We start from the raw sequence: 23653 nt of genomic DNA on the forward strand, positions 1-23653 counted from the left end.
CCCCCCCCCCCCCCCCCCCCCCCCCCCCCCCCCCCCCCCCCCCCCCCCCCCCCCCCCCCCCCCCCCCCCCCCCCCCCCCCCCCCCCCCCCCCCCCCCCCCCCCCCCCCCCTTTTTAGTTGTGTATAAGAGACAGACCCACACCTTCGCCGTTCCCCGCGCCACGCCGTGGGTCACTCCGCTCCGCCCTTTCTCAGGGCCTCCAGAACCAGTCGCCCCCGCGGCGAGAGCCGATATCCGACAGCCAGGCTCTCGGTCAGTCCCCGCTCCCTCAGCACGCGTACGTCGGCCTTGAAGCGCACGGTCTCCCTGCCGGCGAGCGCGGCCAGCTCCGCGGCGCGCTCCCCCGGGTGGTCGCGGACCAGCTCCAGCACGTTCCGGGTCCACGGCCCGCGCCTGCTGCGCGCGTCGATGCCCCGGAGTGCGGCGACGATCTCCTCCAGTTCCTGCGCCGAGAGGTCGGTGTCCTCCCGCAGCCTGACGCGCGGGTCCTCTCCGCCGAGCCGTACACCGATACGGTAGAGCCGCCTGTCGTCTCCGGGGCGCAGGTCCGCGAGCAGGGCGGCCCGATCGGCGAAGCCCGCCCGGAGCGCGTCCCGCTCGGAGACCTCGGCCTCCGTCACGGCCGTCACCTCGCCGATCTCCACCACTCCGGCCTCGGTCCGCAGCCGCGTGCCGCACCGCACGCCCGGCCTGCGCCAGCTGCGGAACGCCAGGTCCACCCGTCCTGCTGCGATCTTCGCCAACATGTCCCGCGTGAACAGCAACAGCCTCTCCTCATGACGTCGGGGCGCACCATTCGGCCGAACTGAACCACGCTGACCAACCCGAGTGGGCGTCAGCTCTCCTCCTTTTCCTGCCAGTACAGCACGATGAAGAGCAGGAGAAGGAGGTCGTCGGGCAGTGACGTGCCCTCACCCGGCGCTCGCACGCGGCTGGGGCGGGTGCCGAGCCGGTCGTAGGAGATCTCGAGCGGACCGACGGCGCGCACGCGGCTGCCGAGTTGGTCGTACCTCAGCTCGTGAGGGCCGATGCTCTCCAGGCGGGAGCCGAGCTTGGTGTGCACACAGCTCCATTGGCCCACGGTGCGTGGCAGGTTGGCCCACCGGCTGTAGGTGATCTCGGTGGCGCCCACGGCGCGCAGCCGGGCCCCGAGGGTGTCGTACTCAAGCGGCCACGAGCCGAGGGCACGCGGCCGACTGCCCAGTCGGTCGTAGCTGATCGGCACGTCGCCGATTCCGCGCAGGCGGGAGCCGGCCAGGTCGTAGACCAGTGCGACGTCCATCCGTCCGCACACCTCCCCACACCGCCGGGGGCTGACGACGCGCAGCGTCCCCCGACGAGCATACCGAGACCACCCGCACCCCGCTTCGGAATGCCCCAGCCCTGGCAGGGAATTCAAGGAATGCGGGTCTCTATTGCCACCACCGACCAGGAGTGACAATACTGGAAATATCGACCGAGAATCCTGGAGTGCGCCGCAGCCCCGCGTGACAGAAAGGGGCAGTTGGATGAACATTCCACTACAGGTCTTCCTCTACGAGGAGGAGGCGGAGGACGATCAGCTCGACCGGATGACCGGCTCGCTGCGGCAGGAGCTGCTGCAGCTCGAGGTGGCCGACGTGGTCCCTTTGGAGGGCGCCGAGCCGCCCCCTGGATCCCGCGCTTTCGCGTTGGTACCGGTGGGGGCCCTGTTGGTGACCCTGGCCCAGTCGGCCACCAGCCTGCGGGAGCTGATCAACACGATCCGGGAGTGGCGCCACCGGAACGAGACGCGCCCGAGCATCAGGCTGGTGATCGACGGCGACGTCCTGGAGGTCTCGGAAGCGTCCGCCGACCAGGTCACGGAGACCTTCGAGCTCTTCATCCGACGCCACAGCGAGCCGGAGGCGCCGCCATGACCGGCTCCCGGCACGCACTGATCGTCGCCAACGACAACTACCTCGACGAAGGGTTGAAGCGGCTTCTCTCCCCGTCGCAGGACGCGGTCGCGCTGGCCGAGGTACTCGGCGATCCCCTGATCGGCGACTTTGCCGTGCAGGTGTCACAGAACGAGCCCTCCCACGAGATCTCGATGCGCGTGGACGACTTCTTCTCCGAGCGCCGTCCGGCCGATTCCCTGCTCCTGCACTTCTCGTGCCATGGTTTGAAGAATCCTTCCGGCGAGTTGTATTTCGCCGCCCCCAACACTGTTCCCAGCCGTCTGGCGTCCACCGCGGTCCCCGCGGATTTTGTGCGGCGCTGTATGGCGGCCAGCCGGGCCCGGAGCATCGTGCTCTTCCTCGACTGCTGCTACGGCGGTGCCTTCACCCAGGGCATGAGGGCTCGCGCGGCCGGTGAAGCGCACGTACTGGAGGCGTTCGCGGGCGAGAAGCTGGGCGGCGGACGGGGATGGGCGGTGATCACCGCCTCCAACTCCATGGAGTACGCCTTCGAGGGGAGCGAGCTCGCGGAGAGCGTGGGGCCGCAGCCGTCCGTGTTCACGCAGGCCCTGGTCAAGGGCCTGTACACCGGCGAGGCCGATTTGGACGAGGACGGCCGGGTATCGCTGGACGAGCTCTACGAGTACGTCTTCGACCGGGTCCGCGCGAGGAACCCCCACCAGACGCCGAGCCGCAGCGTGGACCTCCAGGGAGAGGTCTACCTGGCCCGCAGCAAGCGGCGGAAGATCATCCCGGTACCGGTGCCCGAGGATCTGCAGCAGGCGATCCTCAGCCCCAACGCCTACACGCGGCGAGGTGCCGTGGCCGAACTGCGCTTCCGGATGGAGAGCCCCGAGCTGGAGATCGCGGCGGGCGCACGGGACGCGCTGCTCCAGATGGCCCGCGAGGACATCAGGTCCATCGCCGACGAAGCCGGCCGCGCGGTGGCGGAGGTCCAGCTCAACGTCTCCCCCGCGGTGCTGGAGTTCGGACGTGTCGACCAGCACGCACCGTCCCCGCACCGGGAGATCCAGCTCCTGGGGCCGCCGCTCGCACGCAGCTGTGTCCCGCACCCGAAGGAGGAGTGGATCCATGTGGCGGAGCAGCCCGACGCGTGGGACGTCTGGGTGGACACCGCGGAGCCGGGCACGCTGACCGGGACACTTGTGCTCAAGGGCGCGACAGGCGAGGTTGCCGTCCCCGTGAGCGCCGAGGTCCTGGCGGCCCCGGCCGCCTCCGAGGTCTCCGTACCACGTTCCGAGCCGAAGGAACCGCCCCGGACACCGCCCACCTCCCGACCCCGGGAGTCGTCAGCCGCCTCTTCCGAGCCGGCTACTTCCGTGCCCCCGAAGGTGGACGGGCGGCGAGGCGGGTCCGCGTGGTCCTGGATCCTCGCCTCCTCGGTCGGCGCCCTGGTCGCCGGCTCCGTGGCGTCGGTCTTCGCGGTGCTGGGCGTCGTGACCGCCGTGGAGGCCGCCACCGAGATCATCCGGTCCACTGCCGCGGGCCTTGAGGGCAGGCTCACGGCGGCGGGGGAGCGCCTGGAGTCCCTGCGCGGCAGCTCGCTCGTAGGCCTGATCCTGGCAGTGCTCGCCGCGGTGCTGGTGGCCGTCACCCGCTACGGGGCCAGGACCACAGAACGCCCGCCGGAAAGCGCGGCCTGGCAGCGGGCGGCGGAGATCTGCTCCGGTGTGGCGAAGGGGTTGTGCCGCTTTGCCATCCCGGTCCTGGCGCTGCTGTTCATCGCGGCTCTGGTCGCGCTGAAGGTCGCGGCCAACGCCTGAGCCCGGACGGGTCGGAGAGGCGCCCGGTACCGGGCTGGCCCGGCGCCGGGCGCCCGCACCCGGTGTCCGCGGGGGCGGTTCGGGGTGCCCGTGTGGACGGCTACCCGGTTCTGAGGGGCAAGCGAGCCTGCCCTCGTTCCGGCCCCTACGGCCGTGGTGTGCGGCTACGTCGTCGCGGTGCCATGGAGGTACCGGACTACGGGAGGCGTGGCGACACATGTGGGAAGAAGGCGGTCCAGTTCAGGACGCGGGCCCGCTCACGGCGGCGGCCGCCGGGGGCGAGCCGTGGGTGCGGCGGGCGCTGGCCGCCCGCTGGGGCGGCGCGTGGGCGGAGGCGGGCATCCGGCCGTTGACCGCCGGGGGTGACGCGCCGCTCAGCCACACCGCCGGGCTGTGGCTGGTCACGCACGACAGGCGCGAGTACGTGCTGAAGGTCGGCGTCACCGACGAGGCCGACCGCGAGGACGCCTTCCACCTCGTCAAGGCGGACGTACTCGCGCACTGCCGGAGGTCCGGGGTGCCCGTCGCCACGCCGGTACCGGCGGCGGACGGAGCCGCGCCGGTCCGGTTCGAGGGTCGGCTGTGCGAGTTGACGCCTCGCTACCGCGGCCGGGTCGGCGACCTGGGCGACCGGCGGTGGGCGCAGGCCGCGGTGCGCGGCGGGCTGTCGCTGCGGGCGGCGCTCGACCGGCTGCCCGCCGCGACGGTGGAGGCGTTACGCCCGATGAGGCCGCCGGCCCTGGTCGCGGAGGAGGACTGGAGGGCGGCGCTGGCGGACGCCGAGCGGCGGCTCCTCCCGGAGGCCGAGGCGCGCGGGGACTCCTGGGGCCGTGCGGTGGCCGACGCGTTGCGGCCGGCGGTCGAGGCGGGCGGTCTGCTGCGTGACCCGCTGCTCGGGCCCGACGCGCCCGGCGGGCGCGAGGGCGTGGTGCACGGCGACCTGCACGCCCACCACTTCGTGCTGGAGGAGGCCGGCGGCTGTCGGGCGGGGCCCGAGGCGCCGGGGCTCGTCGCCGTTCTGGACTTCGACAACCTGCAGGTCGCCGACCGCCTGCTGGATCTGGCCTGGCTCGCCGACTGCGCCGGACGTGTGAGCGACGAGGCCGAGCGGCGGCTCGCGGTGGCCGGCTTCCTGACGCGGGCACACGAGGCGGGGCTGCTCGCGCCGGGCGAGGAGCGGCGTCTGATGCCGCTGCTGATGACCCATTCCCTGCCTGTGATCGTCGACATCGCCAAGGACGTCCTCGACCGCGACCTGCTCGACCCGCTGTGGCTGCGGTACCTGGACGTGCTGAGCCCGTCCCGCCGGCTGGCCGTGCACACGCTGCTGACCGGGCGGTGAGCAGCGACCCGACGCGGGCGCCGCTCTCCCGGCGCCCGCCCCCTGGACCTGTCCCGCGACACCGTCGCCGTCCGGCGGCTCCGCCCGCGGCGGCGGCATCCCCTCCCTCACCCTTTGGAGCCCACGTGCCCGTTTCCCCTGACCGTCCCGCCGCCGGCCGATGGCCGGCCGACCTCTCCGCCTACTGCTTCGAGGTCCCCTACTCCGAGTCCTCCCTGCTGTTCGAGTCCGCGAAGGGCGTGCGGCTGCGGGACGCCGGCGGCCGCGAATTCGTCGACGGCATGTCGGGCGTCTTCGTGACCTGCTTCGGCTACGACTGCGAGCCCATCGCGCAGGCCGTCAGCGACCAGGTGCGCGCCCTGCCGTTCAATCCGCCGCTGCACGGCACCAACCGGCCGGCGCTGGAGCTGGCCGCCCGGCTGGTCGATCTGGCCCCGGCGGAGATCACCACCGCCAAGCTGGTCAACGGGGGTTCGGAGGCCGTCGAGGCGGCGGTCCGCCTCTCCCGGCTGTACCACCGGACGCACGGCAACCCCGGCAAGGTGAAGATCCTCAGCCACTACCACGGCTATCACGGCTCCACCTTCGGCTCGCTGTCGCTCACCGGCCGGCCGGACGTCGGGCGCTTCGGTCCGGGCCTGCCGGGCGTCGTCCACTTCTGGCCGCCGGACTGCCTGGAGTCGTTCACCGGGGTGCCGTACGAGGAGTCCGGCCGGCTCGCCGCCGCGCTGGTCGAGCGCGCCATCGAGGCGGAGGGTCCGGACACGGTCGCCGCGCTGGTCGTGGAGCCGGTCATCCACCTGCGGGGCATGGCCGTTCCGCCGGACGACTACCTGCGGGAGCTGCGCGCGGTGTGCGACCGGCACAACGTGCTGCTGGTGTTCGACGAGATCGTGACCGGCTTCGGTCGGACCGGCCGGGCGTTCGCCGCGCAGACCTTCGACGTCACGCCCGACCTGATGTGCGTCGGCAAGGGCATCTCCGGCGGCTACGCACCGCTCGCCGCGGTGCTGACGGGCCGGCACGTGGCGGCGGTACTCGGCGAGGACGGGGGGCCGTACGCGTTCGCGCCCTCCCACACCTACGCGGCGAACCCGATGGCCTCGGCCGCCGGTCTGGCCGCGGTGACGCTGTTCGGCGAGCAGGACTACCCGGCGGTCGTCCGCGGTCTGGCGGCCGGCCTTGAGCCGCGGCTGCGCGCCCTGGTGGGCTCCCGGGGCGCGGTGCGCGCGCTCGGCCTGCTGTACGGGGTCACGCTGCACGGCGACGGCACTCCCGGGCCCCTCGGTGAGCGCGTCGCCCGGGCGTGCCTGGAGCGCGGGCTGATCATCCGGGGCCAGGACGACTGGATCGTGCTGGCTCCCGCGTTCACCACGACGGAGGCCGACCTGGCCGAGTCGCTGCAGATCCTCGGCGACGCGCTGGACGCCGTGCTGGGGGGCGGGCGATGAGCACGCTGCGCACACTCGTCCACGACGAGGCGACCGCCGCGCTGCCCCGGCTGACGCCGGCGGAGGCGGCCGTCGTACGGCGCGAGCTGGCCGAACTCGCCGCCGGTGAGTCGGGCGGTGGGCTCTTCGAGCAGCTGCGGAAGCTCGCGGCGGCCGTCCCGGAGCGGCTCTACGACGACAGCGCGCGGGTGCTGCTCCGGATGCACGAGATCGCCGGCTCGGGGAACCTGCAGAGCAACCTCTCGTCCCTGTCCACGGTGCGGGCCTGCTTCGACCTCGGGCTGGTCGGTGGTGACACGCCGCCGGCGGAGCTTGTGGTGGGGCGCGGCCACATCGCGCCGGCCTTCTACGCCGAGCACTACGTGCGGGGCGCGTTCCCCTTCGCCCCGCTGACGACGCTGCACCGGGGCGGACTGACCGGCGTGGTCCACCGCGATCTCGGGTTCGGGAACACGATGCGGTACAGCCTGGGCGTGGGTGTCCACCAGGCGGTGGGGCTGGCGTGGGAGCTGCGGCGCCGGGGCGACGGCCGCAAGGTGGTCTGCCTGGCCGGTGACGGTGAACTCCAGGAAGGGGCGGCGTTCGAGGCACTGCGCTTCGCCCACGAGGCCGACCTCGACAACCTCGTGCTGGTGGTGGACGCCAACGGCAAGGGCATCGAGCCGTTGGCCAAGCCCGTGAGCCGGGACTACCTCGCGGCCTATCTGGGACAGGTCGTCGAGACCGACGGTACGGACGACAACGCGGTACGGGACTCGCTGGAGGGCCTGCTGGCCGCGCCCGGGCGGGCGGCGCTGGTGTGCCGCACGCTGAAGGGCGCGCACAGCTTCCGTCCCCCGAGCGCGTCCGGTGCCCCGGGGAGGCCCTCGTTCTCCCAGACGACGGGCCCGCTGCTGGCCGACAGGTTGCGGCGTACGAAGCGTCAGGCGGCGGTGTTCACGGCCGACATGGCGGCCCGCTTCGGCTTCAAGGACCACCTCCCTTACGTGAACACCGGGCTGGCCGAGACGTTGAGCGTCGGCCTCACCCTCTCGCTGCCCGACCCGACGCTGAAGGTCGTGGCGACGGACGGCATGTACTACATGGACTCGCTCAGCATGCTCACCGAGGCCACCACCGGCGCCCGCAACCTGCTCGTCCTGGCCGGCAAGAGCTACGGCCAGTGGGGCGGCGCGCACAACGCGGTCAACCTGCTGGGCGGGCTGCTCAACACCCGGGTGTACGAGCCGGTGACGGCCGCGGAGTTCCAGGCGTGCCTGGACCGGCTCGACCGGGAGCCCGGGACGGCGCACGTGGTCAGCGCGGTCGACGCCAGGTTCGAGCCGCCGGGGACGGACTGCTCGGACGACCTGGACGGCGCGGTGTGGGTCACTCCCCCGGCCCCGGGTCGGTCCGGGACCGCCGTCGTGACCTTCGGCTACGCGGGCGTCCTGGTCGCCGAGGCCAACGCCGACCTCGGCGTGCCGCATCTGCACTGTGCCGCGCTCGAACCCGAACTCCCCGCCGAGACCGTGAGGTTGCTCGCCGGCGTCGAACGGCTGCTGACGGTCGAGTACAACGGCGTCCAGGGCGGCTTCGGTGAGCGGCTGCGTGCCCGCCATCTGCTGGACGCCGAGGTGCACGGCGTCCGGGGCGACATCCTCACCTGCGCGCACGCCCAGCAGCTGCGCCGGCACGGCATGGCGCCCGACCAGCTCCGCGCCCTGCTCGGCGCCTCGGCGCCGTCGTTCGCGGAAGGGGCGGCGAAGGGCGAGGAGGTGCGCGGTGCGGCTGCATCTGCATGACTACCGGTCGCCGCACGCCTCGGGCATCGTCGACGGCGCGGTGCTGATGCACCGGGAGGTCGCCGAACTGCTCGACCGCCGGGCGCCCGTCTGCTGGCACGACCTCACCCGCCGCGGTGCCGCCGGTCCGTCGAGCGGGTCCGGCCCGGAGGACGTCGTCTACGCCGGGTCGGGGCCGTACGCCTACCTCTACCACCTGTGGCGGGAGAGGGTCGGCGGTGACTTCCGGATCGTGCGCGAGGCGCACACCGCGCTGTGGTCGGGCTACTGGGCGCAGGAGGAGCTGTGCGCTCCCCTGGTCCGGCCCGGCGATCTGACGCTGTTCCCCACCGACTACACGCGCCGGCTCTTCGACGCCTGGTTCCCCTCGGTGGCGCGTGGCGGGTCGGCGGTGGTGTACCCCATGCTGGACCGCCTCCCGTCCCGTCCGCCGGTGCGACGACCGGGACGCGGCGAGCCGTTGCGCCTGGGCTATCTGGGCGCGCTGTCGCTGGCGAAGAACTTCGACCAGGTCCTGTCCGTCTTCCTCCGCTGCCACCGGGAGTCCGGCGGCCGGGTCACACTCACCTACGCGGGCAAGGCCAACGACCCGCGCTGGGAGCCCGGTCGGGTCTCCCGGGAGCTGCGGGCGCGGGGCGTGCCGGCGGGAGCGGTCGAGGCGCTGGGTGTGCTGCCGCAGGGTCGGCTCGGCGACTTCTTCGCCGGTGTGGACGTGCTGCTGTTCCCGAGCACCGCCTCCCGCGAGACGCTCGGCCGGGTGGTGGTGGAGGCGCTGGCGCACGGCGTGCCGGTGCTCGCCGCCGACATCGGCCCGGCGGTGGAACTCCTCCCCGCCGACAACCTGGTGCCCACCAGCCTGGACCGGCGGCGGACGTTTGCCATGGACCGGGTCGAGCCGCTCGGCCGGGTCGACGAGGACGTGCTGGTGGCCAGGCTGCTCGACCGCGCGTTCGCACCGGCGCGGATGCCCGCCGCCGAGCCGTACCGGGACGACTCGTTCCTGGCGGCCCTGGCCGGCGGGCCGGTGCCCTGGGAGGGCGTGAGCGACCGGATCCTGCCCGGGGCCGTCCGGGTGGACCGGCGGCCGGGGTTCGACGCGGCCGCCGCGCTGGCCGGGGCGGCGGAGCTCTTCGAGCGGTACTTCGTGCGGCGCGACGACGCCGCGCTGCTCGACGCCGTGGACCGGCTCCCGGAGACCGAGGGCACCCGTGAGCGGCTGCGGCGGATCGTCAGCCGCCCCGACCGGGACCTCGCCGACTACCGCGCCTTCCCCCGGCTGCTCGACGCGCTGGTGCTGCCGCCCCTCGGCTACACGCTCGACCCGGCGCAGCCGGAACCCTTCGACCCGTCCCCGGCCACGGGCGGGCGGGTCGCCGCGACCACCGGAGAGGACCTCTCGACAGTATGACAACCACATCCGTGACAGCGGACGCGGCGGGCTCAGCGGCCGCGCCGGCGCAGCAGGTGGCCGTGGTGATCGGCGGCGGACGGGGCATCGGTGCCGCCGTCGTCGAGGCACTCGCGGCCGGCGGACGCCGCGTGGTGGTGACCGACACCGACCACCTCCCCTCCGAGTACAACCACTACCGCTCCCACGACGTCGGCGGCCACACCGAGGCGCTCGCGCTGGCCGAGCGCCTCACCGACTCGGGGCTCGACGTCACCGCGGAGGCCGCCGACGCCGGCGACGAGCGCGAGGTGGCGCGGCTCTACGACCGGATAGCCGCCGGGTACGGCCGGCTGGACGTGGTCGTCAACGCCTTCGGCGTCACCCATGTGCGGCCGGTGGAGGAGATGGAACTGGCCGAGTTCCGCCACGTGGTGCAGGGCAATCTCGACGGGGTGTTCCTCTCCTCCCGGCACGCGCTGCCCCTGCTGCGCGCCACCGGCGGCGGGGCGATCGTCAACTTCTCCTCGGTGTCGGGGCGCAGCGGCTTCGCGAAGGTCGCGCACTACTGTGCGGCGAAGTTCGGGGTGGTGGGGTTCACCGCCGCGCTCGCCCAGGAGGTCGCCCGGGACGGTATCCGGGTCAACGCGGTCTGCCCCGGCATCGTCCGCAGCAACATGTGGCGCTACCTGCTGGAGGAGTTCACGCGCCCCGGGGAGAGCGAGGACGAGTGCTGGGAGCGGATGCGCGGCATGATCCCGCAGCGCGAGTTCCAGACTCCCGAGGACATCGCCCAGCTTGTGGTGTTCCTGGCCGAGGCCAGGAAGGTCACCGGCCAGGCCGTCAGCGTCGACGGAGGAATGACCGCGCCGTGACCAGCTCCGACAGCACGCCCGCCGCTTCGCCGCCGGCGGGCGGCCTGCCCACCCGTCCGGAGCCCTTCGACCTGCGGGGCACCTGGGGTTGGACCGGCGAGCCGGCCGGCTGCGCGCTGACCGACGGTGCACTGGAGATCACCGCGCCCGGGCGCAGCGACCTCTACTCACTGCCGGGCAGCCACGTGGCCGCGAACCTCCCACTGCTCCAGCGCACCGTGGAGGGCGACTTCACGGTCTGGACCCGCGTCACCGTGCGCCAGGGCTCCTCGTTCGCCGACGCGGGCGGCCTCTCCCTGCACGGCGCCGGGCAGTGGCTCAAGGTCTGCGTGGAGCGCGGGCGGGACGGCGGATGGTCGATCGTGACGGTGGTGTCCGCCCCGCACTCCGACGAGGCGGCGGGCCCCGCGCTGGCCACGCCGGCGGCGGACCTGCTGCTCACCCGTCAGGGCAGGCGCTGCGCGGTGCGGATGCGGGCGGACGCCGCCGAGCCGTGGCGGGTGGTGCGGACCTTCCACGGCCCGCCCGAAAGCCGGCTGCGGCTGGGCCTGTTCGCACAGGCCCCGTTCTCGGAGTCGGCCTCGGCGGTGTTCGAGCCGGTACGGCTGGCGGCCACCGCGCTGGCCGACCGCCGGTGAGCGCGCACGCCCGCGCCGCCGCGCTGCCGTCGATCACCGGCTGTCTGGCGCTCTCGCTGCTGCTGGGGGCGGCCACCGCCGTTCCCGGCGCGGCGCTGCCGCTGCTGCGCGCCGCCCACGGCCTGGCCGAGGGGGCGGGCACGGAGGTGGTGCCGCTGTACAACGTGGGCGCGTTGGCGGCGATCGTCGTCTGCGGGCTGGCCCGGCGGCAGCCCGGCGCGGGGGTGTCGCGGCTGCTGCTGGCCGGGTTCGCGGTGGGGGCTGCGGGCATGGCGCTCGCGCCGGCCTGGTGGGTCTTCCTGCTCGGGGCGCTGGTCGCCGGCGTCGGGTTCGGCGGGCTGGTCCTCGTGCTCAACACGGCGCTGTGCCGGTTGCCCGGGCGGAGGCCCACCGTGATGCTCGGCCTGCTGCACGCCGCGTTCGGCGCGGGCGCGGTGGCGGGGCCGCTCACCGCCGGGGCGGTGGACGGCGTGACGGTGCCGCTGCTTGTCGTCGCGGGCGGGGCGGCGCTGACCGCCCGATCGCTGTCCCTGGTGAGCGGCGTGCCGGCCCGGTCCGGCGCGGCGCGTCGTTCCCCGGGGGGCGGGACGGACCGGCGGCTGCTGGTCGCGCTCGTCGCGCTGGCGTTCTGCTACGCCGGGCTGGAGGCCGGGATCGGCGCGCTGATGTCGACCCATCTGGAGGCCCTGGGCCGGAGCGCGCAGAGCGCGGCGCAGCTCACCGCGCTGTTCTGGGCGGGCCTGACGGTGGGCCGCCTGGTGCTTCCGGTGGTGACGCGCGGGCTGCCCGAACCGGCGGTGGTGGTCGGCTCGTTGGCCGCGGCCGCCGTGGCTCTCGGGCTCACCTTCTCCGCCGGCCCGGCACCCGTCGGCTACCTGTGCGCCGGGCTGGCCATGTCGGCCGTGTTCCCGCTGGTGATGGCGGCCGCCGACCGACTGTCACACGGGGCCGAGAACAGCCCGGGCGCGCTGCTGCTGGTGGCCAACCTGGTCGGAAGCGCCGCCGTGCCACCGCTGCTGGCGCTCGCCGCGGAGCCGGCGCGGCCCTCGTCCTTCCCCTCCGCGCTCCTCGTCCTGACCCTGCTGGCCGCGTCGGCGGCGCTCGCCGCCGCACGACGGGCCTCCCGGCCCGTTGCGGCACGGCCCGCTCCACAGAACCTCGCACAACCGACAGAAGGCAGTCTTCGACATGACCTCTCCACAGCCGTTGACCGATCTCATGTGGGCGCACTGGAAGACCCGCACCCTGCTGGCCGGGATTGAACTCGGTCTGTTCGCGGAGCTGGCGAAGGGCCCGCTCAGCGCGCCGGAGGTCCGGGACCGGCTCGACCTGCACCCCCGTCCCCTGACCGACTTCCTCGACGCGCTGGTGGCGCTCGGGCTGCTTCGCCGCCACCGGGACCGGTACGGATGCGGTCCGGAGGCGGCGGAGTACCTCGATCCGGGGCGGCCCGAGACCTATCTGGGCGACAGCTTTGTCACCCAGTGCGCGGGCATGGCCGACGACCTCACCGCGGTGCTGCGTACCGGTGAGGCGCTGCGGGGCGCCCGGGACGGCCGGGACTTCTACGCCGCCGTCTACCACGACGCGTCGTCCGTCCGGGCGTTCCAACGGGACATGACCGCCCTCAGCATGGGTTCGGCGCGCGCCATCGCGGAGAAGTTCCCGTGGCACGAGCACCGCTCGCTGGTGGACGTGGGCTGCGCGGAGGGCGCGCTGGCGGCCCGGGTGCTGCTGCGGCACCCGCACCTGACGGCGGTCGGGTTCGACCTGCCCGCCGCGCGGGCGGGCTTCGAGTTGTACACCTCCCGACTCGGCGTCGCCGACCGGACGCGCTTCGCCGCCGGGGACTTCTTCGAGGACGACCTGCCCTCCGCCGACGTCCTGGTGTTCGGCCACATCCTGCACAACTGGTCGGAGCCCCGGCGGGTCGAACTGCTGCGGAAGGCCCACGCGGCGCTTCCCCCCGGCGGCCGGGTGCTGGTCTACGAGACGCTCATCGACGACGAGCGGCGCCGCAACGCCGTCGGCATGATCCTCAGCCTGATCATGCACGTGGAGGTTCCCGGCGGCTCCGACTACACCGGCGCGGAGTGCGAGGCGTGGCTGCGCCAGGCGGGCTTCGACAAGATCCACGTCGAGCATCTGGACGGTCCGGAGTCGATGGTCGTCGGCGTGAAGAGCGCGACGTGACGGCCGTGGAAGGCCAGGAGGCAGCGCCCCCGGCGGACGGTGGGGCGGCGGCGGACACGGTGATGTTCTGGAACCTCTTCGAGGCCGGGATCGAACGGGTCTCCGGCGACGACAGGCGCTGGCGGGCGCAGGTCGAGGTGGTCCGCCGGCAGCGGCCGCGGGTGCTGATGACCACCGAGGGATGGGGCTGGCACCTGAACGACCGCGAGTTCTTCGAGGAGGCCAGAAGCGCCTTCGACATGGACGGCGAGCTGTTCGTCTCCAAGACCGGCTGCCATCAGGCGGTCTTCTGGCAGCGGGACGTGAGCGCCGTCGAGTTCGAGCACGTCCCCCACACGCTGGCCGACTGGCACGGCCACGGCGCCGTCGTCCTGCGGCTGCCGGGCTGGAGCACACCGCTGCGCTTCGTGGTGGCCCATCTGGACCCGTTCAGCCCGGCGACGCGGCGGGTGGAGGCCGACCGGCTGCGTCGCTACGCCGATCTCCGCAGGTACCCGACGGTGGTGGCGATGGACGCGAACACCGTGCCGCCGGGCGACCCGGAGCCCGACCTGTCGCTGGTGCCCCGCCACCGGCGGGAGGACCACCTCATGCCCGGCGGCGACACCGTCGACCGGGTGCCGCTGCGCCGGCTCACCGGCGAGGAGGGCGACCCGCTGTTCGTCGACGCGGGCGCCCACCTCGGCGACCGGCGGCCGACGTTCGGCTTCCATCCTCCGGCCGAGGCGCCGCGGCGCATCGACGTCTTCCTGCTGACCGTGGACCTCGTCGACGTGCTGGATTCCTACCGGGTGGTCACCGATCCCCGACTGGAGCCGGACACGGACCGCCTCGCGCCGTCCGACCACCGTCCGATCACGATCGGCCTGCGCCGCCGATGAGCGTCCACCGACCAACCGACCCCGAAAGCAGCGTGATGATTCCCGAGCGGCTGAGGTCCGCGATGGCCTCGGGTGAGCCCTACCCCGGCTTCGACCCCGCGTTGATGCCCCGACGGCGGCGGTGCATGGAGCTGCTGGACCGCTTCAACGCCACGGCGCTCCCCGACTTCCCGGCGCGTGAGGAGATCCTGCGGGAACTGCTCGGCTCGGTGGGGTCGGGCGGCTGGGTGATGCCCCGGTTCTCCTGCGAGTTCGGCTCGCAGATCGTGCTGGGCGACCGTGTCCGGATCAACTTCGACTCGACGCTGCTGGACTGCGCGCCCATCGTCGTCGGGGACGACGTGATGATGGGCCCCGGCTGCCGGCTCTTCACCGGCGACCACGACCTGGACCCGGCGCGTCGGCGCGAGGGGTGGGAGCGTGCCGCGCCCATCACCCTCGGCCCGGACGTCTGGCTCGGCGGCGGCACCACCGTGCTGCCCGGGGTGACCGTCGGGAACGGGACGGTCGTCGGCGCGGGCAGTGTGGTCACCGGGGACCTGCCCGCCGGCGTGCTGGCCGTCGGCAATCCGGCGCGGATCGTGAGGGAGCTGTGAGCCGCCGCCCCACGGCCGCCGGGCCGCCGCATCCCGCCGTGCCGCCGGTGCCGCCGGACCTGGAAGCCGTCGTCTTCGACCATGACGGTGTCCTCGTCGACTCCGTCCGGGGCGACCTCCTCGCCTGCTCGGCGCTCTTCCGCGACTTCGGGGCGCGGCTGCCGGGCGACCTGTGGGCGACGGAGGTGTGCGGCAGGCCCGACGGCTATCCCGGGCTGTTCCGGACGCTGCGCGCCGCCAGCGGCACCGACGCCGACGACGCCGACCTGTGGCGCCGGCTGGAGGCCCACTGGGAGCGGTACCTCACCGCGCGGCACGTGGTCCTGCGGCCGGGGGTACGGGAACTGCTCGGTGCTCTCCGGACGGCCGGGTACCCCCTGGCCGTGGCGTCCGCGGCCGACGCGGACTGGGTGGGCCGCTGGCTCGGCCACTACGACCTGGCCGGGAGCTTCGACGTCGTCGTGACCGGTGAGCAGGTGGCCCGGCGCAAGCCCGACCCGGCGGTCTACCTGGAGGCGGCGAGCAGGCTGGGCGTGCCGCCCGAGCGGTGTGTGGTGTTCGAGGACTCGGTGACCGGGGTGGCCGCCGCCCGGGCCGCCGGGATGACGGTGCTCGCGGTCCCCACCGAGGCCACCCGGGTCTGCGACTACTCCGCCGCCCACCACGTACTGCCCGACCTGCGGGCCGTGGAGCCGTCCTGGTTCCCGCCCGCCCGTCCGACCACCCGCCGGGCGGTGGCGTCCCGACGCCGCCCGGCCGCGACCGACAGGAGCCTGTGACGTGGCGACCCCTTGCACGCCGGGTGCCGCGACCGTCCGCCGGGACACCTCCCGGGCGTGGTGGCGGGACGCGGTGGTCTACCAGGTGTATCCCCGTAGTTTCGCCGACGGCAACGGGGACGGCGTCGGTGATCTCGCCGGCGTCCGGTCCCGCCTCCCGTATCTCGTGCGACTGGGCGTCGACGCGCTGTGGTTCACGCCGTGGTACGCGTCGCCGCTGCGCGACGGCGGGTACGACGTGGCCGACTACCGGGCCGTCCACCCGTTGTTCGGCACGCTGGCGGAGGCGGAGGAGCTGATCGCGGAGGCCGCGCGCCTGGGCCTGCGCACGATCGTCGACGTCGTTCCCAACCACGTCTCCCGGGACCACCGCTGGTTCCGGGAGGCGGTCGCGGCCGGCCCCGGCGGCCGTGCCCGCGCACGGTTCCACTTCCGGCCGGGTCTCGGTCCGGACGGCGAGCACCCGCCCAACGACTGGCAGTCGGAGTTCGGCGGCCCCGCCTGGACCCGGCTGGCCGACCCGGACGGCACACCCGAGGAGTGGTACCTGCACCTCTTCTCCCCCGACCAGCCCGACCTCGACTGGTCGCACCCCGACGTCCGGGCCGAGCACGAGGACGTGCTGCGCTTCTGGTTCGACCGGGGCGTGGCAGGCGTGCGGGTGGACTCGGCGACGCTGCTGGTCAAGGACCCCGAGCTGGCCCCCGTCTCGGCGGGCACCGACCCGCATCCGTACCACGACCGCGAGGAGGTCCACGCGATCTACCGCTCCTGGCGCGCGCTGGCCGACTCCCGCGAGGAGCCGCGGATGCTGGTGGGTGAGATGTGGCTGGACGATCCCGACCGGCTGGCCCGCTACCTGCGCCCCGACGAACTCCACACCGCCTTCAACCTGGCCTATCTCGGCGCTCCCTGGGACGCGGCCGCACTGCGGTCCTGTGTGGACGCCACCTGCCGGGCCCACGCGGCCGTCGGCGCGCCGCCCACCTGGGTACTGGGCAACCACGACACCACCCGGGTGGCCACCCGTTACGGACGCGCCGACACCTCCTTCGACTTCACCACCACGGCCCGCGGTGTGCCCGCCGACCTGGTGCTCGGGACCCGACGGGCGCGGGCCGCCGCCCTGCTGACGTTGGCGCTTCCCGGCTCGGTGTACCTCTACCAGGGTGAGGAGTTGGGGCTTCCCGAGGTCGAGGACCTGCCCCCGGACCGGCGGCACGACCCGATGCGGCTGGGTACCGACGGCGACGGCCCGGGGCGGGACGGCTGCCGGGTGCCGCTGCCCTGGAGCGGTGCCGCCCCGCCGTACGGGTTCTGCGAGGACGGCGTCGAACCGTGGCTGCCCCAACCCGGCGACTGGGCGCGGCTGAGCGTCTCGGCGCAGGACGGGGTCGCCGGATCGACCCTGGAGCTGTACCGGGCGGCGCTGCGGCTGCGGCGCGCGTTCCGCCCGCCGCGGGGGGCGGAGCAGCCGGCTCCCCACTGGCTGCCCGCGCCGCCGGACGTGCTCGCGTTCCGGCACGGCGGACTGGAGTGCCGGGCGAACCTCGGTCCGAGACCGGTGGAACTGGGCGCGGACCGCCAGGTACTGCTGGCGAGCGCCCCGGTGGAGGACGGCGTGCTCCCGCCGGACACGTCCGTGTGGCTCCGGGCGGCGGACGGCCCGGCCGTCGCTTCCTCCCCCACCGACACGCCCGGCGCGGGAGGGCGGTCCGATGCGTAGCGTGGTGGTGGTCGGCGCCGGCCTCATCGGCACCTCGGTCGCCCTGGACCTCACGGCCCGGGGTGTCACCACCCATCTGCTCGACCGTGATCCGGGAGTGGCGAGGGCGGCCGCCGCACGCGGCGCGGGCCTGACCGGTCCGCCGCCACGGCCGGCGGACCTGGCCGTGCTCGCCGTTCCGCCCGGCCAGGTCGCCCGGGTCCTGGCCGCCGTGCAGCGTGAGGGACTGGCCCGTGCCTACACGGATGTCGCGAGTGTGAAGGAGGTGCCGCTCACGCACGCGGCGGCGGCCGGATGCGACCTGTCCCGCTTTGTCGGCGGTCATCCGATGGCCGGGCGTGAGACGTCCGGCCCGGCGGGCGCCCGCCGGGACCTCTTCCACGGGCGGCCGTGGGTGCTGACGCCCTCCGCCCGCTCGGGCGGGGAGGCGCTGGACACGGTGCTGGAGCTGGTCGCCCTGTGCGGCGCGCGTCCCGTGGTGATGGGCCACCGCGAGCACGACCGGGCCGTGGCGCTCACCTCGCACACACCCCACCTGGTCGCGAGCCTGCTGGCCGGCACACTGCTGCGCGGCGCGAGCGGCGAACTGCGCCTCGCCGGGCAGGGGTTGCGCGACACGACCCGGGTGGCGGCCGGTGACCCCGGGCTGTGGACCGACATCCTCAGCGGCAACGCCGAAGCGGTGCTCGCGGTGCTGGACGCCCTGCAGGGCGACCTGTCCCTGGCCCGCGAGGCGCTGCACGACCTGGCCCACGGATGCCCGGACGCGCGCCCGGACGCGGCGGCCCGGCTGCACGCCGTCCTGGAGCGGGGGGCGCGTGGCCGTGCCCGCGTGCCGGCGCCCGGCACCGGCCCGCGCCCGGCGCAGGGCGCGCCGGGCGCGGGCGGCGCGTCACAGATGGCCCTCCCGCAGGGCGTACGCGACGGCGTGCGCCCGGTTGCGTAGCCGCAGGCGCGTCATCATGCCGTGCAGCACGCTCTTCACGGTCCGTTCCGAGTAGGCCAGCCGCTCGGCGATCTCCCGGGTCTCCATGCCGTTGGCGACCAGCCGGAGCACGTCCAGCTCGCGCGCGGTGAGGCCGTCCGCCGGCCGCGTGCCGGACTCCTCCACCGTGGAGCGGTACAGGCGCCGGGTCTCGGCGAGCAGCCGGGCGAGCAGGTCCGCCGGTACCAGGCTCTCCCCTCTGGCGGCGGTGTGGACGGCGCTGACCAGGCGCCCCGGCGTGGCCTGCTGCCGCCAGACCACCACCCGCACCCCGGAGTCGATGACCCGCATCATCTCGGCCTCCCGCAGCCGGTCGGAGACGAGCACGACCCGGCGCCGGGGATCGCGTGCCAGCGACCTCAGCCGCTTCTCCGTGCCGTCCGAGAGCCGGTCGGTGAGGACCATGGCGACCTCGTCACCGGCCGGGGCCGCCTCCTCGCGGCCCTCGTCCAACAGTTCGACCGTGGGATCGCAGCGCAGACTGCTCACCACGCCGGCCTGGGTGAGCGGATCCGCCGAGTGGATGGAAACGGGTACACGCGTACGCGATGCGTTCATGGTTCTCCGTGGTGTTCCCGGGCAGGTGGTCGCTCGTCCGCACGGTCCCGCGCCGGGCGGCGAGGCACGCGGGGCCGCCCGTCTCCCCCGGGGCGCCGCGCACCCCTCCACGACAGCAGGCGGCGGAGTGGGAGGACAACCGAAGAAAAGACCCGGCGCGCAATCCTTCGGTGGCCTGAGCCCGTTCCTTCGGTTGCGGGTGTTCTGGCCCTTCGGTGCGGGTGCGGGCACCGGCGGGTCAGCCCCCCGAGGCGTTCGCACGTTTCCGCTAGCATCGAACGCGTGGCTCCAACTCTCCTGTGTGACCTGGGACTTGTCGTCGACGGACCGATACCCGCCGGACTCGGGAGGAGAGCGTGAGTCCGCGGTCGGGGACGGGAGCCGCGGCACCGGCACGCCCCGGCGACGGGAGGGGCGGCGGCGCGGGCGACGCGAGCACCGCCGAGGGTGACGGCTGCCTCCTTCTCCGCGCGGAGGAGTCGCGGCTGCTGCGGGCCTGGACGAGTCCGTGCGAGGCCGGGGCCTCGGTGCTGCTGCGCGGCACCAGCGGTACGGGCAAGTCCACGCTGCTGCGGACCTACGTGGCGGGTGCCCGGCGCGCGGGCGATCCGGTCTTCCTCGTCTGCGCGGACCCCCCGGACGCCACCCGTGAGTACGGCGTCGTCGAGCAGCTGCTCGCCCGGCTGGAACAGCCCCCGGGTGAGCCGCCGCCCATGGCTGCCCGGGTCGCCGCGCTGCGCGAGGTACGCGCGGCGTTCACCCGTCTCGTTCGGGAAGACGGCGACCTTCCGACGGCGACGACCGACGCCTACCGCGCCCTGTGCGGACTGCTCACCCGTCTCGCCCGCGCGCGCGGACGACGGCTGGTCATCGCGGTGGACGACCTGCACTGGGCGGACGCCTCCTCGCTCCGCTTCCTCCGTTACCTGCTACGCCGGCTGGACCGGATACCGGCCGCGGTCGTGGCGACCCTCGGCGACGCGGAACCGAGCGTCGACGAGCGCCGGGCCGGCTTCCTCTTCCCGCTCTTCCTACGGCAGTTGACGCTGCGTCCGGTGACCGAGCAGGAGGTGGCGGAGCTGGCGGAGCTGGTGGTGGGCGCCCCGGTGGACGAGGTCTTCGTACGCGCCTGCCACTCCGTCACCGGCGGAAACCCCTACCTGCTGCACGCGGTCCTGCGGTCGCTGGCCGGCGTCGGGCTGGCGCCGGACGCCCGGACGGCCGCCGAGATCACCCGGCACCTGCCGGACGAGGTGTCCCGGGCGGTGCGGGCCCGGATCCGGCACGCGGGGCCGGACGCCCTGGCACTCGCGCACGGCCTCGCGGTGCTCTCCGGAACGCCGGCCGTCCCGGTGCTCGCCGAGACGGCAGGGCTGAGCGAGCCGGCCGCCGAGGACGCGTCGCACCTGCTGGAAGGACTGGGTCTCATCCGCCGGTTGAAGGGGACACGCGTCGCCTTCAGCTGTCCCGCCTTCGAGGCCGCCGTCCACGACGGCATGCTGCCCAGTGCCCGCAACGACCTGCACGCGCGTGCCGCCGAGGTGCTGCGCGGGCGCGGCGCGGCCTGGGACGCCGTCGTCCGGCACCTGCTCCACACGCCGTCCGGGACGCCGTGGCTGGTCGACGCGCTGCGCCGCGCGGCGCTGGAGGCGGCGGGCCGCGGCGACGCCGAGCAGGCCTCGCGGTGCCTGCGCCGCGTGCTGTTCGAGGACCTGTCCGAACAGGTGCGGGCGGCCGTGCTTGTCGAGTTGGGCACCGCCGAACTCGACAGGTCGGTGCCGGAGGCCTCCCTCACCCTGCGACGCGCCTTCGACCTCGCGCGCACCCACGACCAGCGGGCGGCGGCCGCACGGGTGCTGTCCGTCGCGCTGTGCGCGCTCGACCGGCACGACGAGGCGGCCGGACTCCTCGCCGACGTCCTCGATCACCGTCCGGCCGGGGCACGGCGGGACCCCGAGCTCGAACTCGGGCTGTGCTACGCGCGGTGGTGCGCCGAGGGCCTTTCCTCCCGGGTGCTGCGCGGCCTGGCCCGGGTCGAACGGGCGGCCCGGCGGGAGCCGTCCGCACCGCGCCCGCTCACCGCGCTGAGGGCGACGCTCTCGGCCGTCCCGTCCGAGGCGGTCACCGGTCCGGCGCCGCGTCGCGACGTGCGGCCCGGGGTGTCCTGGACCCGGGTGCTGTGCCGGGCGGCGGCGCTGCTGGCCGCGCCCGCCACGGTCCACCTGCCGGACGACGTCGCCCCGCCGACCGACCTCGCGGTCCGCACGCGCGCGTCGCTGGGCGGCAGGTCGCTCGACGCGGCGCTGCTGGCCGCCCGCGCCGTCGCCCACCTCGCCCGTGGGCGGCTCGCCGAGGCGGACGCCGACGCCGGGGCCGCGCTGGCGGAGTTCACCGCGCTCGAGGTCGGCGCGCAGCACGGCTGGCCCACGGTGGCGGTCTCGGTCACGGTCGAGGTGTCCCTGGCGCGCGGACGTCTGGAGGAGGCCGAACGCCTGCTGGTCGCACACCGGTTGACCGGCGGCCTCGGAGTGACCGGGCTGACCGACCGGCTGCTGCTCGCCCGCGGCCGGCTGAACCTCGCGGCCGGGCGGGCCCGGGAGGCGCTGGCGGACTTCCTCGCGGTGGGTGAGCGCGAGGGCGGCCCGAACAGGCCGGCCGCCCACCGACCCGCCTGGCCGTCGTCCCCCTGGCGTGCGGACGCCGCACTCGCCCACCTCGCTCTCGACGACACCCGCGCCGCCGCCGCGCTGGTCACCGCGGAGATCGAACAGACGTCCGGTGCTCCGGACGCGGTCCGGAAGGGTCTGGCGCTGCGCGCTCGCGGCCTGGTGTTCGGGGGCGCCCGCGGGCTGGCCTCCCTGCGGCAGGCGTGTGAGCTGCTGGTGACCACGCCGGCCCGGCTCGAGGAGGCGAGGGCACTGGCCGACCTGGGCGCGGCCGAACGCCTCCTCGGCGACCACAGGGCGGCCGGAGCCGCGCTGCGGCGTGCGGCGACGCTCGCCGAGTCCTGCGGTGCGACACCGCTCGTCGACCGCTGCCTCGACGAGTTGCGGGCGGCCGGGCACCGGCCGCGCTCCCGCACCTTCGCGGGGGTGGCCGCGCTGACGCCGGCCGAGCGCCGGGTCGCCGAACTCGCCGCCCGCGGCCTGACCAACCGCCAGCTCGCCGCGTACCTGCACGTCGGACGCCGCACCGTCGAGCTCCATCTCTCCGCCGTCTACGACAAGTTGGGCATCCCGGGGCGTTCCGGACTGGCGACCGCCCTCGCCGAGCCCACGTTGGGAGCGTTTTCAGCCGTTGTCACCGGCCACTCCGGGGAACGGCCGGATCCGGCGACATAATCACCGCAGGAAGCGCGCGGCACCGCCCCGCCCACGCCACGCGTCCGGGGGAGACCACACGGGGCCGACCAGGAAGGCAGCCGCATGTCCTGCGCACCGAGGCCCCCGGTGGACAACCGCCGGCCGCCCTCCGCGGACGCACTCACCGGGGGCGGGCTGTGATGCTCGGACGTGACGAGGAGCTCGCCCGACTGCGCGCGGTGCTCGGCGGGCGCGCGGGGACCCGCTCGGCGGTGCTCCTCCAGGGAGGCTACGGCAGCGGCAAGAGCGCGCTGCTGCGTGCGCTCCGCGCGGAGGAACTGGCCGCCGGACGGGCGGTGTTGTCGGCGACCGCCGAACCGCTGGAGAGCACCGTCGAGTTCGCCGTCGCCCGGCAGCTGTTCGACGACGTGCACGCGGGCGAGCGCGGCACGCCCCCGGTGCCGCGACCGTTGACGGGCCCCGGCGCGACGGCGGAGGCCGCCGGGGAGGCGCTGTACGCGGCGGTGGCGGCGCACGCCGCCCACCGGCCGGTGCTGGTCGCGGTGGACGACCTCCAGCACGCGGACGCCGCCTCACTGCGCTGGCTGGGATACCTGATCCGGCGGGCCGACGACCTGCCGCTCACCGTGCTGGCGACGCTCGGTCCGGGAGAGCCGGGAGAGGGAGCGCACGAGGACGAACTGGCCGACCTGTTGCGGCTGCTGCCACGACAGCAGCACCTGCTGCCGCTCGACGAGGACACCGTCCACCGGCTTGCCGTCCACGCCCTCGGCGAACGGGCGGACCGGGCCGTGGCAGCGGCGTGCCGCACCGCCACGGCCGGCAATCCCTTGCTCCTGCAGGCGCTGCTGAGGACCCTGGCCACCTCGCCAGGACGTCCCGGCGAGGAAGGCTGGGAGGAGGCGACGGCAGGGACCGTGCACGAGATCCGCCCGGCGGTGCGGGCACTGCTCGGCGACCTCGGCGCGGAGGCCGAGGCCACCGCGACCACCCTCGCGGTCCTGGGCGGGGCGCAGAGCGTGGAACTGGTCTCCCAGACGGCGGGGCTGTCGGCACCGGTCACCCAGGACACACTCCACCGGCTCACCCGGCTGGGGCTTGTCGTCGTGACGGGCGCCGGGCTCGTCCGGGCCGCGTGTCCGCTTCTCGAAGCGGCGGAGGCCGCCTGTGTGGCCCCCAGCCGGCGCCGGGAACTGCACGGGAGGGCGGCGGACCTCCTACGGGGGTGGGCCGCGCCCTGCGAGCAGATCGCCGCGCACCTCGTCCGCTGCGACTCCGGCCGCCCGTGGGCCGACGCCGTGCTGCGCGACGCCGCCGCCCTGGCGGCCGGGCGGGGCGATCCGGCGCGCGCCGCCGCCTATCTGCGCCGCACCCGCTCGGGCACTCGCCCTGCGGCCCTTCCGCCTGAACGCGACAGCGCCCCGCCGCGCG

General features: G+C 74.7%; 20 protein-coding genes. 17 read left to right on the forward strand and 3 right to left on the reverse strand.

All coding sequences use genetic code 11. The annotated features are described in order from the left end of the window. Positions 1–171: 171 nt before the first annotated feature. Together GL263_RS03320 and GL263_RS03325 are read right to left on the reverse strand one after the other, a co-directional pair. The gene (locus tag GL263_RS03320; protein ID WP_182854029.1) at positions 172–765 is read right to left on the reverse strand and encodes an ASCH domain-containing protein; all 594 of its coding nucleotides are present in this window, start codon (positions 763–765) and stop codon (positions 172–174) included. A 71-nt stretch (positions 766–836) separates the two neighbouring features. Further along, complete coding sequence (locus tag GL263_RS03325; protein ID WP_182854030.1) at positions 837–1283, reverse strand: hypothetical protein; 447 nt, start codon at positions 1281–1283, stop codon at positions 837–839. 226 nt (positions 1284–1509) lie between these two features. Here GL263_RS03325 and GL263_RS03330 point away from each other — a divergent pair, with 226 nt between their 5' ends. The 15 genes from GL263_RS03330 to GL263_RS03400 all read left to right on the forward strand — a co-directional run bounded on the left by GL263_RS03330 (position 1510) and on the right by GL263_RS03400 (position 18302). Then, the gene (locus GL263_RS03330; protein WP_182854031.1) at positions 1510–1899 is read left to right on the forward strand and encodes an effector-associated constant component EACC1; all 390 of its coding nucleotides are present in this window, start codon (positions 1510–1512) and stop codon (positions 1897–1899) included. Next, positions 1896–3704: a caspase family protein gene (locus GL263_RS03335; RefSeq protein WP_182854032.1), complete on the forward strand. Its 1809-nt coding sequence runs from the start codon at positions 1896–1898 to the stop codon at positions 3702–3704. The genes GL263_RS03330 and GL263_RS03335 overlap by 4 nt, the downstream gene beginning before the upstream one ends. Positions 3705–3921: 217 nt before the next feature. Then, complete coding sequence (locus tag GL263_RS03340; protein ID WP_182854033.1) at positions 3922–5046, forward strand: phosphotransferase enzyme family protein; 1125 nt, start codon at positions 3922–3924, stop codon at positions 5044–5046. Positions 5047–5171: 125 nt separating this feature from the next. Beyond that, positions 5172–6497, forward strand: a complete 1326-nt coding sequence (locus GL263_RS03345) for an aminotransferase family protein (protein ID WP_182854034.1) — start codon at positions 5172–5174, stop codon at positions 6495–6497. Beyond that, positions 6494–8281 (forward strand): 1-deoxy-D-xylulose-5-phosphate synthase N-terminal domain-containing protein, encoded by a 1788-nt coding sequence (locus GL263_RS03350; RefSeq protein ID WP_182854035.1) that lies wholly within the window; start codon positions 6494–6496, stop codon positions 8279–8281. Before GL263_RS03345 ends, GL263_RS03350 begins: the two co-directional genes overlap by 4 nt. Further along, positions 8262–9689, forward strand: coding sequence for a glycosyltransferase (locus tag GL263_RS03355; protein ID WP_182854036.1), 1428 nt, complete (start codon positions 8262–8264; stop codon positions 9687–9689). The genes GL263_RS03350 and GL263_RS03355 overlap by 20 nt, the downstream gene beginning before the upstream one ends. Then, complete coding sequence (locus GL263_RS03360; protein ID WP_182854037.1) at positions 9686–10543, forward strand: SDR family NAD(P)-dependent oxidoreductase; 858 nt, start codon at positions 9686–9688, stop codon at positions 10541–10543. The genes GL263_RS03355 and GL263_RS03360 overlap by 4 nt, the downstream gene beginning before the upstream one ends. Continuing rightward, positions 10540–11181, forward strand: coding sequence for a DUF1349 domain-containing protein (locus GL263_RS03365; protein WP_323379227.1), 642 nt, complete (start codon positions 10540–10542; stop codon positions 11179–11181). The genes GL263_RS03360 and GL263_RS03365 overlap by 4 nt, the downstream gene beginning before the upstream one ends. Beyond that, positions 11178–12443 (forward strand): MFS transporter, encoded by a 1266-nt coding sequence (locus GL263_RS03370; RefSeq protein ID WP_182854038.1) that lies wholly within the window; start codon positions 11178–11180, stop codon positions 12441–12443. The genes GL263_RS03365 and GL263_RS03370 overlap by 4 nt, the downstream gene beginning before the upstream one ends. Next, positions 12370–13374 carry a methyltransferase gene (locus tag GL263_RS03375; RefSeq protein WP_182854039.1) on the forward strand — a complete coding sequence of 335 codons (1005 nt, stop codon included), beginning with the start codon at positions 12370–12372 and terminating at the stop codon, positions 13372–13374. Before GL263_RS03370 ends, GL263_RS03375 begins: the two co-directional genes overlap by 74 nt. Further along, positions 13371–14255, forward strand: coding sequence for an exonuclease/endonuclease/phosphatase family protein (locus tag GL263_RS03380; RefSeq protein WP_323379228.1), 885 nt, complete (start codon positions 13371–13373; stop codon positions 14253–14255). Before GL263_RS03375 ends, GL263_RS03380 begins: the two co-directional genes overlap by 4 nt. Before the next feature lie 35 nt (positions 14256–14290). Beyond that, entirely contained in the window at positions 14291–14851 is a 561-nt protein-coding gene (locus GL263_RS03385) for a sugar O-acetyltransferase (protein ID WP_228456068.1), read from the forward strand. Further along, positions 14848–15630 (forward strand): HAD family hydrolase, encoded by a 783-nt coding sequence (locus tag GL263_RS03390; RefSeq protein ID WP_323379229.1) that lies wholly within the window; start codon positions 14848–14850, stop codon positions 15628–15630. Before GL263_RS03385 ends, GL263_RS03390 begins: the two co-directional genes overlap by 4 nt. Before the next feature lies 1 nt (position 15631). After that, entirely contained in the window at positions 15632–17356 is a 1725-nt protein-coding gene (locus tag GL263_RS03395; RefSeq protein ID WP_323379230.1) for a glycoside hydrolase family 13 protein, read from the forward strand. Further along, positions 17349–18302, forward strand: a complete 954-nt coding sequence (locus tag GL263_RS03400) for a prephenate dehydrogenase (protein WP_182854040.1) — start codon at positions 17349–17351, stop codon at positions 18300–18302. The genes GL263_RS03395 and GL263_RS03400 overlap by 8 nt, the downstream gene beginning before the upstream one ends. On the opposite strand, the gene GL263_RS03405 is transcribed toward GL263_RS03400, so the two are convergent. After that, positions 18249–18899: a response regulator transcription factor gene (locus GL263_RS03405; RefSeq protein ID WP_182854041.1), complete on the reverse strand. Its 651-nt coding sequence runs from the start codon at positions 18897–18899 to the stop codon at positions 18249–18251. The genes GL263_RS03400 and GL263_RS03405 overlap by 54 nt on opposite strands. 356 nt (positions 18900–19255) lie before the next feature. On the opposite strand from GL263_RS03405, the gene GL263_RS29020 reads away from it, so the two are divergent. Beyond that, positions 19256–22240 (forward strand): AAA family ATPase, encoded by a 2985-nt coding sequence (locus tag GL263_RS29020; RefSeq protein ID WP_182854042.1) that lies wholly within the window; start codon positions 19256–19258, stop codon positions 22238–22240. Positions 22241–22401: 161 nt separating this feature from the next. Next, positions 22402–23653 (forward strand): AAA family ATPase (locus tag GL263_RS03415; protein WP_182854043.1); only part of this gene is annotated, 1252 nt, incomplete at its 3' end.

This window comes from Streptomyces durbertensis, from assembly GCF_014156695.1.
GTDB lineage: Bacteria > Actinomycetota > Actinomycetes > Streptomycetales > Streptomycetaceae > Streptomyces > Streptomyces durbertensis.

What these genes read in the sequence shown, in the direction of transcription:
- GL263_RS03325 (WP_182854030.1), bottom strand. Translation starts at nt 1,283, where the DNA reads ATGGACGTCGCACTGGTCTACGACCTGGCCGGCTCCCGCCTGCGCGGA.
- GL263_RS03330 (WP_182854031.1), top strand. Translation starts at nt 1,510, where the DNA reads ATGAACATTCCACTACAGGTCTTCCTCTACGAGGAGGAGGCGGAGGAC.
- GL263_RS03335 (WP_182854032.1), top strand. Translation starts at nt 1,896, where the DNA reads ATGACCGGCTCCCGGCACGCACTGATCGTCGCCAACGACAACTACCTC.
- GL263_RS03340 (WP_182854033.1), top strand. Translation starts at nt 3,922, where the DNA reads ATGTGGGAAGAAGGCGGTCCAGTTCAGGACGCGGGCCCGCTCACGGCG.
- GL263_RS03350 (WP_182854035.1), top strand. Translation starts at nt 6,494, where the DNA reads ATGAGCACGCTGCGCACACTCGTCCACGACGAGGCGACCGCCGCGCTG.
- GL263_RS03360 (WP_182854037.1), top strand. Translation starts at nt 9,686, where the DNA reads ATGACAACCACATCCGTGACAGCGGACGCGGCGGGCTCAGCGGCCGCG.
- GL263_RS03375 (WP_182854039.1), top strand. Translation starts at nt 12,370, where the DNA reads ATGACCTCTCCACAGCCGTTGACCGATCTCATGTGGGCGCACTGGAAG.
- GL263_RS03385 (WP_228456068.1), top strand. Translation starts at nt 14,291, where the DNA reads ATGATTCCCGAGCGGCTGAGGTCCGCGATGGCCTCGGGTGAGCCCTAC.
- GL263_RS03400 (WP_182854040.1), top strand. Translation starts at nt 17,349, where the DNA reads ATGCGTAGCGTGGTGGTGGTCGGCGCCGGCCTCATCGGCACCTCGGTC.
- GL263_RS03405 (WP_182854041.1), bottom strand. Translation starts at nt 18,899, where the DNA reads ATGAACGCATCGCGTACGCGTGTACCCGTTTCCATCCACTCGGCGGAT.